5 protein-coding genes are annotated in these 13,738 nt (G+C 46.1%); all 5 read left to right on the top strand.

All coding sequences use genetic code 11. From position 1 onward, the window contains the following. Nucleotides 1-244: 244 nt before the first annotated feature. Nucleotides 245-2,728 carry a hypothetical protein gene (locus tag ACKTSF_RS10435; protein WP_407889202.1) on the top strand — a complete coding sequence of 828 codons (2,484 nt, stop codon included), beginning with the start codon at nucleotides 245-247 and terminating at the stop codon, nucleotides 2,726-2,728. Nucleotides 2,729-3,169: 441 nt separating this feature from the next. Further along, the gene (locus ACKTSF_RS10430) at nucleotides 3,170-5,494 is read left to right on the top strand and encodes an L-type lectin family protein (protein ID WP_407889200.1); all 2,325 of its coding nucleotides are present in this window, start codon (nucleotides 3,170-3,172) and stop codon (nucleotides 5,492-5,494) included. A gap of 387 nt (nucleotides 5,495-5,881) precedes the next feature. Beyond that, nucleotides 5,882-8,194 carry a lectin-like domain-containing protein gene (locus tag ACKTSF_RS10425; RefSeq protein ID WP_407889198.1) on the top strand — a complete coding sequence of 771 codons (2,313 nt, stop codon included), beginning with the start codon at nucleotides 5,882-5,884 and terminating at the stop codon, nucleotides 8,192-8,194. A 459-nt stretch (nucleotides 8,195-8,653) separates the two neighbouring features. Continuing rightward, a complete protein-coding gene (locus ACKTSF_RS10420) occupies nucleotides 8,654-10,996 on the top strand; it encodes an L-type lectin family protein (RefSeq protein WP_407889196.1) in 2,343 nt (780 codons plus the stop codon). A gap of 334 nt (nucleotides 10,997-11,330) precedes the next feature. Next, the gene (locus tag ACKTSF_RS10415) at nucleotides 11,331-13,709 is read left to right on the top strand and encodes an L-type lectin family protein (RefSeq protein WP_407889194.1); all 2,379 of its coding nucleotides are present in this window, start codon (nucleotides 11,331-11,333) and stop codon (nucleotides 13,707-13,709) included. Nucleotides 13,710-13,738: the final 29 nt, after the last annotated feature.

The following is a 13,738-nucleotide window of genomic DNA, read 5'->3' as shown; positions in this document are numbered from 1 at the left end:
CTTATAATCCTGAGCAGTTGATGGTATACTATATTTATTAGGGTGGTTAAATATTTAGAAATACATTCGTTGACGGGTCTCCACGTAAGTTCAGTTAGAATACATACCGTGACTAAGTCATTATGGTTGAATAAAAGAAACCGTCAGCAGTAACCACAATCGAATTATAATAATTGATCGTTTAACAAAGTTGAGGATGCGCGGAAGAACTCGAGGAATCTTCGAATGAGGGAGTTGTTTTTAGATGGAAATGAGAAAGGGACTATTGGGGGTAGCCGTTACTTTGGCCGTGACCGGACTAGGGCTGTGGTCGGGGACAGAGGCGAGTGCCGCTGAAACAACATATAATAATTATACTGATGCTTTAACTGGTGCGCCCCAAGGGGTTGACCTGAATTCAGATGAGTATAAAGATTATTTTTGGCATGGCGATGATGCTACAGGAGCCACAGGTACTAACTCAGCAACTTTAGTTGATGCAGGGACAACTGGTTCGAACAATTCTGCAATTCAGATTTCGAGAGCAGGTGTTAAAAACTCGTGGGGAGCTATTTGGTCAAACGATAAAGTTTTTGATTTAATGAAGCCGGAAACAGCATCTATGTGGGTCTATGCTAGTACTGAGGCGGCGTACACTAAGGATGGCCTGGGAGATGGTATGGCCTTCGTGTTGCAAAATTCTGACGATGGGGTCCATGCGTTTTCTAAAGCAGCTATGCCAGATAAAGATAAGAATAATGTTTATACGCCTGGTGTCGGCGAAAGCATGGGTGTTTGGGGGATGGACCCAAGAGATTGGAATTCAACTGATTTGGCTAAAAATGCAATTAGTAATAGCTGGGCGTTAGAGTTTGATACGTTTAATAACACTTTTGTTCCGTCTGCACCCTTTGCGGCCATTTCACAGTGGGATCTAGATGCTCCCTATGCACCTTCTTCGTTTGATTTGGGAAGTTACTATAATAGTTTTGACTCCTCAGGAAATCCGACTGGAACTGCTGGCAAGATTAATAGTGATGACAATCATATCGCTTCGAACTATCCTGCAGACTCTAGTACCTACACTGGAATGACTCAAAACGGATATAGAGGGGAAATTTGGGGGAAAACTGGAGGATTATTAGGACTTCCGTATTGGGCGGAGTCTAGGTACGAGACTAACTATTATTATTACAAAATGACGCATCTTGGTTATCTCGATGAGGGTAAGACTACCGATTCGACAACTGACAAGTTGACTGACCATCGTTGGCATCACGTCACACTGACGTATACGCCGCCTACCTCAAGTGATGGCATAGGGAAAATGAAGTATGTATATGATGATAAGAATTCAGATACAGGAGAAGAAAAAACACCTGCTAATTCCGCGGAAGTGCCAATTAAGCTAAGTGAATTTAATCTAACGGATTCAACTAAGGTTCGTTGGGGGTTCACTGGGTCAACAGGTACGAGTACGGAAAATAATTTGGTTGTTTTTGATCAAGTTCCTGGGGACGTTGAAAATAGTTCCACAGCAACATTGAGTACACAGGACGAGTCTGGAGACTATACTCCGGTTGATACTAGTGGGACGTCTACACCGACAATTTCCGGTGGTGAACCAGTCAAATTAGACTATACTTTTCAGCGAGATGGTGGGTTGAAAGATTGGGAGGGCGTTAATGCACTGCTTACGATTCCAAAGAGTATTCACTTAACTTCTGGGAAAATTACTAATCCTGATGGTTCTGACGGTGGTAGCGTTGATATTTCAAAGCTTAACGGCACCAGTCTTCCCGTTGCAATGGGAAATAGTGACAATGGGGTTAACTTGACCGGTACTCAAGAAGGAAAGATAACGCTTTATGGAACGGCAACTGATACAGCATCAACTGAGGGGAGTACAACTAATTACTTCCAAGGAAGTAACGCATCATCTTCAGCTGATTTGACTGGTTTTAAAGTAGCTCAGTCTAAAATTTCGATGGCAGTTGATCCTACTAACGGTACATTGAAAGTAAATTATGGTGGAAAAACTGATGCAGATATTGTAGGTGTTGTTAAATCAACTGATACAACTGTATCTCCAACGAATGTGACTATACACCCAGTATTAAATGGGGTTGCCCAGGATTCATTCATACAAGGCGATGTTGACCATTACAATCCCAACTATGGGACTACTGGTTTTCACTATTTAATCCCGAATGCTAAACTCAAAGCGGGATCGAATACAGTTACATTCTATGCTACTGATACGAATCCAAGTGACGGTAGATCGCCGGTAATCTCTCAGGAGGTCATTGCTGGCACGGTTGAGTTGGGGAACGTCAATGATATGTCGTTTGGGAAAATGGCATTAACCGGAGCCGATACGACACTCAGTCGGGATGGAACTTGGGGATTGAACGTTACTGATTCGCGGATGAAAAATAGTACGTGGCAGCTCAATGCCTATGCAGACCCCTTAATGACTGATGCAACACAGACAGCCGTTAGCACAAAGCTGGATGGTTATCTGGTCTACCCAGATGCTAATGGGGTAGATGAACCACTGGGAACATCACCGGGGACCGCGACGAAGATTGCGAGTGGTACTTCTGGCGACACAACTACGACGACAAACATTGCCAGCGATTGGACAGACAATTCGGGCATTCGATTAGTCGTTGGCGGGGGTGCCACAGCGGGGAGTTATTCCGGAAATATTAATTGGACATTTGTTAATTCTGAACCGACTACTTAACATGAAAGAGCATCACTCGTTATTTTGACGGGTGATGCTCTTTTGTTTAAACATGCGCAGACAGAGGGATGACGCTCTGATAGTTGAACGTTACATATGTTGAATAGTGAATAGAAAAGATTAAATTTGTGGCTACTTTTAAAAAGCTAATGTTGGGCAATAAGGTGTCTTAGAACGCTTGTGTACCCCGGCATAGGCTAGGTATAAAATAATTGATATGCTTTCTTTCAAACGTTATGCAATTGATGGTATACTGGGGTCATTATGGTAGCGGAGCATTTAAAGGGTGACCAGTTACGGGTAACAAGTAAGTTCAGTAACATTACCTGCAAATAGTGAGTGTTAAAATTGGACGCTTTGAAGACATGGCTGACTACTATGTTTGAATTGAGACAGGTAAAGAGAGTGGCTATAGGGAATAGGGTATGAGGGGGAATCGCAATGAGTTTTAAGAAGAGGTTGTTGCAGTGGGGGGCAGTCTTGAGTGTTATGGGGCTGGGAGTGGTCTTATCGGGGGTATCAGCTAAGGCTGCCCCGAGTGCGGGACCGTTTTATACTGCAACAGATGCGTTGGCAAACGCACCACAGGGGACACCAATGGCAGATTACTTTTCGTTTGCGCAGAATAGTTCGGTTAGCTCCAACTCAGCTGGGGTTGTCTCAGCTACCAGTCCGGTTGCCGGAATGACTAATAATGCGGTGCGGATTACGGAAGATAAGACTGGGCAAACCGGAGCTATTTGGTCAACCAAAGAATCATTTGATCTATATAAAAATCAAACGGCATCAATGTGGATTTTTGCCAGTGGTGCCAAGGGAGCGACACCTGGCGATGGCATGGCCTTTGTGCTACAGAATGCGGGAGATACCAACCAGTTCTCCGGCAATGGGGAATCGCTTGGTGTTTGGGGCATTGATCCTAAATCGAAGACGGCGCAAACTGGAACCTTAGCCAGCACAGCCATTCAGAATAGCTGGGCGCTTGAATTCGATACGTTTAAAAATAACGCGGCGCCAACTACTGGATGGAACGTCACCGCTAGCAAGCCTTCAGCGTTTGATTTGGGGTCTGCTTATCAAAAAGTTGATGAAGATGGACCAATTGGAAACAGTGTTAGTATTGGTGGTGCACACATTGCGTCTAACTATCCAGGAGATAGCAATTCCTATCAAGCAATGGGGCCTGTTTCAGGCTATGGTCCAGGTGATTGGCTTTCATCAAAGTACTATTACTATGGGTTAACCCATCTGGGCTATCTCCCGGTTGCGACAAGTTTAGCGGATTATAATTGGCATCACATCACGGTTGACTATCAAGCGCCAGCGACTGCGGGTGCTCAGGGAACGATGACTTATAGCTATAATGACAAGAATCCTCAGACCGGGTTACCACAAGCCACATCCTCAGTTAGGTCGGTACCGATTAATCTTAGTCAATTTCATTTGAGCACGGGACAGTCTAGAATTCGCTGGGGATTTACCGGTTCAACGGGTGACAGTAGTGAAAGTAATTTAGTCGTCTTTGACCAAATCCCCGGGCAAACTAAGACGACTGCTTCGGCAGGGATGACGTGTGAAAAAGACGGTCAACAAGTTGACGTAACTGATGATGGTCAGACTAGCATTCCGGGTGGGTCTAACGTCACGTTAAATTACAACGCACAGCGAACCAGTGGGGATACCGATTGGAAGGGCTTGAATGCGGAACTCAAGGTTCCAGACCACGTTACGTTGGATGGTACCGCGAAAATCACCTATGAGGATGGTAGTACCCGCGAGGCAACCGTGACCAAACAAAGTGATGGTTATGCTAACGTGAACTTAGCCCAAGATGGCTCTGCTGACGGGTTAACGTTGTCTGGGATAGACGGCGTGAAGATCGCCATGGGCGGAAAGGCGCAAAATCCGACGAGTGGCAACACTTACAGTAGTGGGTCAGATTTAACCAGTTACTTTAAGGGAACCAACGCTGTTTCGACGGCGGCAACACCGGCTTTCACGATTACACACGAAGATATCCCAGCATTAGTATTAGCGATGGATCAGACGCAGGTAAATGTTAACGTGGGACAAGATGCAAAAATTACTGGTAAAATTACGACAACGGATGGCTCAACGTTGACCAATAGTAAAGTAGTACTGAACCCGTATTGGGCGCCGGTTGGTGCATCGGCAGCTACCTTAATGTCTCCGATTACGTTGAGTGATCAAAATCCGGCTAGTGGTTTTTCGTTTACCTTTCCCTCCAACAGTTTGAGCGCCGGAACCTATACGTTGTACGTGTTTGCGAAAGACAATGCGACGAATAATCTGACGAGTGTTATCCCGATTACCGTCGTGGTTGGGAATGTAGCTTTCGGCAGTAACTCAGGTGATCTGACTTATCAGTCGCAAATCAGCGGGTCCAAGCAGATCGTTGAACGTGCCGATCCCGATTGGACATTTAACATTAATGATACTGTGACCAAGGGGACGGACTGGCAGCTTTCTGCCAAAGCGTCTGCGTTAACCTCAGACACGGATGGTAGTACGCTAGATGGCCAGTTAGTTTATAGTAATGATGGCACCAACATGCAACAACTATCACCAACGGCCGATACAATTATTACGGATCACAAGTCAGATGGGTCAAATACACCGTTTAATATTGCTAGTGATTGGCAGGACAACACTGGGATTTTACTCCAGCTGAACGGCGGCGCCTTGGTGGGCAACTATCAAGGTAAGGTGACCTGGACGTTGTCTAATACGGCAACGACGCAATAGTTAAGTGAGTAGCTGACAGTTATAGCAAATTCACGATATGGCTCACCCCATCGACTTAGTTGATGGGGTGATTTTTGAAAGCGTCTAGCTAAGTGCCAAAGGTGGATGTAGCTCTATTACACCTGGCTTGGTAAGGATTGTGAGCGCAAAGTTTGGTGAACGTGGGCGTAATCCCCGGTAGTCCAGTAAATAGGAATGGGTGCACACTTTAATTTGACTATGTAGGTGCTATACTATGTTTGATGGAAATGATCACGTTTCTATAGAATTTAAGTGGCTAAGATGACAGGTTCTATGATAATAAATTAAAAAGTGCATCAGCCGAAATACTGGTGTTCCGAACGGCCTAAGATTACCGTTCACAAATCGTACGAAGGAAGCTTAACGATGAAGTTAAGGAGAAAAATCTTATTCGGGTTGCTTGTTGTAGGCACGCTGGGGGCTTGGCAGACTGTGATGTCGGCTAGGGCTAGGGCCGCTACTGATCCAACAGCTGTGATGCAGACAGCGCCACAGGGACTGGAGATTTCTGGTAAGGGGTACTTTGATGTGCCCGCTACTATCGGTACCAATAATATAGCCAATGCTGCTAAAATATTACCGAATTCCGGGCGATCCTCCCTAGCACCGATGGATGGCGTTCAGCTCTCGGCATATGGTAATCATGATACTGGGGGCGCCGTTTGGTCTCACAACAAGTCCTTCGACATGTATCAGAATCAGCGGGCTTCCATGTGGATTTATGTTAGTGGGGTTCTCGGACAACAAGTTGGTGACGGCATGGCCTTTGTTCTACAGAATGATGGGGACGCTAATGAGGGAAATCAAGCGTTTTCTGGTATTGGAGAGTCTCTGGGTGTTTGGGGTGTTGATCCCAAGTCAGATACCAACAATGCAATTGCTAGTACGGCTATCAAAAATAGCTGGGCGTTAGAGTTCGATACACGCCTCAATCAAACCGCTCCTGGTACGGGTTGGAACATTAGCAACAGTACGCCCGATGATTTTGATAATGGGCAAGGCTATGGCTATAGCGGGACGGATGGGGCAACGCCTACCGAAGATATTACTAGTCAACACTTGGCATCCGGATATCCAGGATTGAGTAGTACCTATACGAGTACTGGGCAGAATGCTTTTTTCTCGAATGATATTTTGAATCTCTTTCATACCGGCTATTACTACACACAAAAGCATATTGGACTGATCCGAAGTGCCGATGGGGATGACATCATTAGCGATGCCGCCTGGCACCACGTGGTTATTGACTATAAAGCACCAACCGATGGCGGCACCACTGGTCAGATGACCTACACTTATAATGATGAGGATCCCGCTACCGGGGGTGCTACCAAGTCGTCTGAATCGGTGACAGAAGATATTGACTTAGGTAATTTGGGGGTTAGTGAAGCTGATCCAGACGTATACTGGGGCTTCACGGGATCCACTGGGGACACAACTAACAGCGATTATCCCGACGAAGGTACCGAGACGAGTCTAGTCGTCTTTGAACAGGTGCCAACGCAGGTTGAGGCTAAGTCAGATGCAACAATGACCGACGTTACGCAGGATAAGACGGTGACGAGTGGGTCCACATTTGTTAAGGGCAATGATCAGATACAACTCAAGTATAATTTAAGTGATCAGAGCGCCAATCGCGACTGGAACGGGATTAATGCCAAACTAAAGGTGCCGGACGGTGTGACACTGAGTAGTGGCAGCTACACGATTGGGTCGGGCGCCGCTAAGAGTTTCAGCACAACACCGGCGACGGATGGTTACGTTGATGTTAGCTTGGGTGACCTGTCTGCGGCAACGAGTAAGACGGCGACAGTCACGCTGAATGGGGCTGTCACTAATAGCACAGCGAGTCATGCCGTAGCCACCAGCAAATTCATTGGGAGCAATGCCATTACTACGGCAACCACGCCTTCTTTTAGTGTCACCAAGTCACCGCTCACATTAACCTTAGATGATGACAGGAAAGCACAGTCTGTGAATGCCGGTGCAACTGCTGGTGCAACAGTCACGGGAACGCTAAATGTGGCGGATAGCACGGTCGCTAATAATGATGTGACCTTACACGCGACGTGGGATGGTCAAGACGAGACTTTACCAACTGGCGATGCGCATCCCACTGGTAGTGGTACAACACGGACATTTAGTGTGACTGTTCCGGGGAGTCAACTGACTACGACACCAAATCCCCATGCGCTAGCGCTTTATGCGACGGATGGGACCGATAATTCTAATACGGTTTCCGCCTCCCTGACAATTGGTCAGATTAAATTAGGGGATACTTCAGCAACGTTGACGTTTATGCCGACATTTCTGAATGGGCGTAGCCAGACTGTGATGCGAGATGGCAGTTGGGACTTAGATGTTGATGATACGTTGACGAAGGGGAGTACCTGGCAACTTAGTGCGCAGACGGATGGCCTGTACCGCGATGATGTTGATGCGCCGGGAAATAAGCTAAGTGGCAATCTCATCTATAAGAGTAGCTCGACGGCGCAATCACAGACATTGGGGACAACTGCTGTGAACATTGATACGGGCAGTTCAGATGGTACCGAACAGACCACCGATGTCGCCAGCGGTTGGAGCGGTGATACCGGGCTTTTACTAGATGTGGATGGCGACGCAACCCAAGGAACCTACAGCGGTAAGATTCAGTGGACACTAACGGCCGCGCCGTGAGTGTGAACAGATTCGTTGAAATTGAGCAATTCATGAATCACCTGCAGAAATGTGGGTGATTTTTTGGTGCGTGTTGGTTGAACTGAAACGCTTAAGAAAACGATTACATTGCCACTAAAGCCCCCTTTAGTGGGTTGGTAAGTTTGGTTAACAGCATAACTTAAATTTCCTTGGGGTTTTACGCCATTTTGATGGGGTTCACAATTATTTTTCTATAACGTTTTCGCTTATCATCGTATAATTAATTTAGATATTGAGCCCAGAAGTAATCAATGAACAAACCTAATGACACTTGAAAGTATTATTTGGTCAGTTGCCTTATGGCGGGGCCAGTGTGGGCCTGATTGGGACAACGCCATTATGCGGATGGCAATTTTAACAGCATGAACCAGAATTTAAAAGTTGAGGGATTATATCATAGCGTTATTGTGTGGTTTTTGAGCAATGGGGGGCTATCATATGCAATTTAGGAAAGGAATTATGACGCTTGTGGGAGTTGCGATTGCGCTGGGGGGTGTCTCGCTTTACACCGGGGAGACAGCTACGGCTGATCCAATGGACAGTGCGCCGCAAGGCATTCAAGTTCAGCACAATGCTTATTTTAATCGGCCCTCTCTTTTGGGCACGACCGGGCTAGAGAATCAAGCTAAATATCTGCCAGTAACTGGAAATGCGAATCGGCTACCGATGGATGGTGTTCAACTCACGGCGTACGCGGATAATCATGACACTGGCGGCGCCATCTGGTCGAATGATCGCTCATTTAATCTGTATAAGGATCAACGGCTATCAATGTGGATTTATGTCAGTGCAGATATTACTTACGGAACTGTTCCCGGGGAAGGTATGGCCTTCGTGTTACAAAATGACAGCAATAATGAGTTCTCCGGCGCTGGTGAATCCTTAGGCGTTTGGGGAGCAGACCCGAAATCAACGACTGGGGGACTTGACACCATTAAGGGTACAGCAATTCAGAATAGCTGGGCCGTTGAATTTGATACAAGACTGAATCAAACTGATCCCTCTGTAAAGTGGCCGGCTACGCTAGGTATAGCAAACTGGAACTTGGATGATAATGATTCGGATGCTTTTGATTTGGGCGATAGTTATGGGTATGGAAACCAGACGGGAAACTTGGGGACAGCCCAGACGATTAAAGGGGAGCACATTTCGTCCGGCTATCCGGCAGGTGATAACACTTATTCTGATTACACTTTAACGGGTAAAAGGTTGGACGGCCATACGATCTTTGGGAACTCTTATACAACTGGAAAGTATCACTATTATAAGCAAAATCAATTTGGGTTGATTACGAGCTCCAGCACGTTGCTCTCAGATCAAAATTGGCATCACGTCACGATGGATTATAAAGCACCAACTGATGGCGGTACAGAAGGGAAAATGAGTTATTATTTTGATAATGTGAATTCTGCAACGGGAGCGCCCGACGCGGTCAATAATCAGGTGACGACTGTGCCGATTGATACGACAAAACTTAACGCAGCTGCGACCGATGGTAAGGTTTTCTGGGGAATGACAGGATCTACAGGACTCTCAAATGATGCTTCGGATTATCCATCTAATGGTACCCAGAATAGCATGGTTGTTTTTGAACATGTCCCAGGACAGGCCAACGCGAGTGCAACGGCAAAGCTGATCAATGAATCTGATGATAATACAGAAGTTACTTCTGGCAAGTCAATTTACGGGAACAGTCAGGTTCGGTTAGCGTATACGGTTAATTACGACTCTGGCGATACGGATTGGACAGATGTGGTCTCCCAGTTGCACATTCCTAAGGGCATTGAAGTAACTTCCGGAACTATTCAAAAGCCTGGCAGCACGACTCCCACAGCTGTTGATATGAGTGGCATCTCTGGTAAAGGCGCAACGGGGCAAAGTTTGGCTGTCGACGTTGGAACCTTGAGCGCTACGAATAAAACGGCAACCATTACACTGGAGGGGAAGACACTAAACGATAAAGCCTATTCGGTGCCTGATACCACGTCCAATTTTGTTGGAACGGGAACGATGGCCAGTGCGACGGTTAATAAATTCAGCATCAAGCAACAGGCTTTGGCACTTGATGTAGATAAAGATGCGATCAATGTCAATCAAGGCCAGGATTTGAACGCAACTGGTAAGGTCTCTAGAGCCGATGGGACGGTCTTAAAAAACACAGATGTCAAACTTTATCCGACCCTAACGGACGATCAGGGAACCACGACTTCACTACCAACGACTACGCTGAGTGACACAAATCCAGCGAACGGATTTACGTATAACTTGGCTGCAAGTACGTTGCCAGCTGGAAAATACACGTTAAAGTTAACCGCGGTAGATGGTAGTAGCAATATGTCGAATACCCAATCGATTGCGATCGTAATTGGTAACGTTGATTTTGGAAATTCTTCCGGCGATCTGAATTACGATGCAACTCTAAATGGCTCGGAGGAGATTGTCAGTCGGTCTGACGCAAATTGGTCATTTAATATTAATGATACGGTGACTTCCGGTACGACTTGGAAACTGTATGCTAAAGCAACGCCACTGTCACTAAATTCAGCACCAGAAACAACGCTGGATGGTCAGTTGATCTACAATGATGGAACTGATGAATATACGTTATCCGATTCTACGCAGACGTTAATCACTAACCATGTCTCGGATGGGTCAAATACACCAGTGAACATTGCAGATAATTGGGACAGTAATTCTGGAATTTTACTTAAGCTCAATGGTGGGGCCATGCAAGGGAAATACAACGGGACGGTTACCTGGACGTTGACGAATACACCATAGTGGAATACGACGAAGAGTCAAGGGGATGCTGTAAAATATGGCATCCTTTTTTGTTAGTGCTAGTTTAGCAAACATCATACTGATTAACTACCTTTATCTGCTAAAAGTGGGATATAAATTTTGTGATGAATTTCGCCATAAATATTATTATATCAGCGATCTTTAGCTAAATCGATAGATAATGTGCTATACTAATCGAAAATGATATTGGGTATTGCTATTAAACATGCCTTACCATAAAATTTATTATAAAATGGGTGGCGCAAGATTTAATTATGGTAGGTAGAAGCAAACGATTCGACTGATCAATCTGGTAAGCTAAGGGGAGGTTACTTTGGAAATTCGTACGCTATTATTGGGTGTCGTGGCCGTTGGATTAGGATTTGTGTTTTGGGGTAATTCTATGGCGGCTAAAGCGGAATCTATTTCGATTCCTAAGGCCTCAGCGCCAGAAGGCTTAACCATTGATAGTTATTTTGAAAGGGGACACATAGACAATAATTCAGCTAATGTAATTGGGACTAGTCGTGGTGATCACCAGGCAGTCTTATTGACTGATGGCGCGAATCAGTTAGGCACGATTTGGACTAGTGACGTGGCTAAAATGAATATGAGAGAAAATCAAACGGCTTCAATGTGGATGTATTTTGGCAATGGACAAAGGCCTGGTGATGGGATGGCATTTGTCATTCAAAATGGGGGCCTTGAAGCTAGTGCTATTGATCATACGGATGAGGCTAATCCCATTGCAGCTCGGGGTGAAACTTTGGGTGTCTGGGGAGCGGATGCCAACAATCAGTATCGAACAACGCAAGCACTCGCGGCGACAGGCATCCAAAATAGTTGGGCGTTGGAGTTTGACACGTTTGACAATCGACTGCCCAACGGGAGAAGCGCGCCTAGCAATGATGCTGGTTGGAATAATTATTTTTCACAACAAGGGTCGTCTGCAACGCAATTCGATTCAGATATGCGTAGTGGTTATCCTCATATTGCCTCTAATTATCCGGGAGAACCGGGGACTTATAAAATTATCAATAGGAACTTAAGCTGGAGTGAAGGGGGATTCCTTGGCTGGGGCAGTAAGCATAAAACGGCCTCCTACCGTTATGCGACAATGGCTCATCAAGGCGCCATTGTTGACGGTTTTGCATTGCTACGTAACGATGGTGGAGCGTGGAAGCATCTAACCTTGAAGTGGCAAGCCCCTAAAGCCAATTCGACTGTCGGAAAAATGACCTACGCGTTTAATGATAAGAATCCAGTAACCGGCGCTAACTTAACCGCAGGGGTGTCAACGAGATCTGTACCAGTCGATCTTACAATGTTGCATCTAGGTCCGGATAAGCGTGTTCGCTGGGGATTCACGGGATCAACTGGTGATAATTTTGAGAATAATTTAATCGTCTTTGAACAGGTTCCCGGGTTGGTTGATGTCGATGCTACTGCCAGATTAGTTGATAATTCGCAAGCGAATATGGTCATTCAGAGTCCCAGCAACAAGGTCTACACGGGGGACCGACTGACGTTGAAGTATCGACTGACCTATCGTGGCGGGCGGGACGCCTGGCAGGATATTCAGAGTAAGCTGAATTTACCCAAGGATATTGCATATGACTCGGCTGCGGTGACCTATGATGACGGCAGGCTTGCAGAGACCATTGCCGTTAATTCAGATGATATCAGTGGTCAAACGGTCAGCCAGAAGCTTGCACGAGCTCTTTCACAAAATAAGGCTGGTGGGGAAACGGCCAGTGCGACCATCACCCTGACCGGAATGGCTACTAGTCAGACAGCAACACCTAAAAAGCCGGATGTGGTGGTGCCAAAAACCAGCCGATTTGAAGGGACTAATGCGATTACCCAAGCGACAACGAGTGGCTTTCAGGTCGTATCTGGAACGGCAGGGAAACGTGTGATGACAATGGCATTGACCGGCGATCATGTTGTTGCTGGTTCCCAAAACCAAGTCGGACGACAGGCCCTGACGACAGCTGCTGACGTCAGAATTACGGGAAAGGTCGTCTATCAGGATATCAATCATGCCGCGATTACGGGTAAGACACTGACTATTCAGCCAAGATACAACGGTGAAAATTTACAAACAACAATAGTTTCGGATGATGATCGTGATGGGATTTATGACTTTTCTTATACTATTCCGGCAACTGCACTGATTGGTAGCAGCAGTCATAGCAACGTTCTCGAATTATTTGCAACTGACATTTCGGATCATCTTAGTGCGGTGAATAATCTGCGCTATACGGTTACGGTTAAGAATGGGACCCGAAGTCTCTCGGTCAGCTCTTTTGCAACTTTTAATGGCGATAATCCCCAAAGGATGACCGGGGCTGCTATGCGGCTCCGACCCGATAATAACTGGTCTGTCAAAGTTTTTGACTCCATGGGTAAGGGTGATGTTTGGACGCTGCAGGCGAGTGCATCACCGGTAACATCGCGATTACGCGGTGGGCTTTTAGCGGGCGACCTGAAATATGTAGATGAAACTGGCACTGAAAATAGTTTGACGCAGGGGACCGTGGATATTGAGACGCACCAAACGGTCGCAGATGATGACATTCTGGACATTGCGGATTCTTGGAAGGAGCGGCCTGACCGAGGACTATTTCTTGATGTTAGCGGCGATGCACAGCAGGGACAGTACATGAGTCGTATTAAATGGACATTTGCACAAGTTCCAGTAACCGTATAGATGCAAGCCACGAAAAAATGCAATGACCA

Source organism: Levilactobacillus muriae, from assembly GCF_045862015.1.
GTDB classification, from domain to species: Bacteria; Bacillota; Bacilli; order Lactobacillales; family Lactobacillaceae; genus Levilactobacillus; species Levilactobacillus muriae.
Note: the sequence above shows the minus strand (reverse complement) of the source record. Positions and strands in the feature narration are given on the sequence as shown.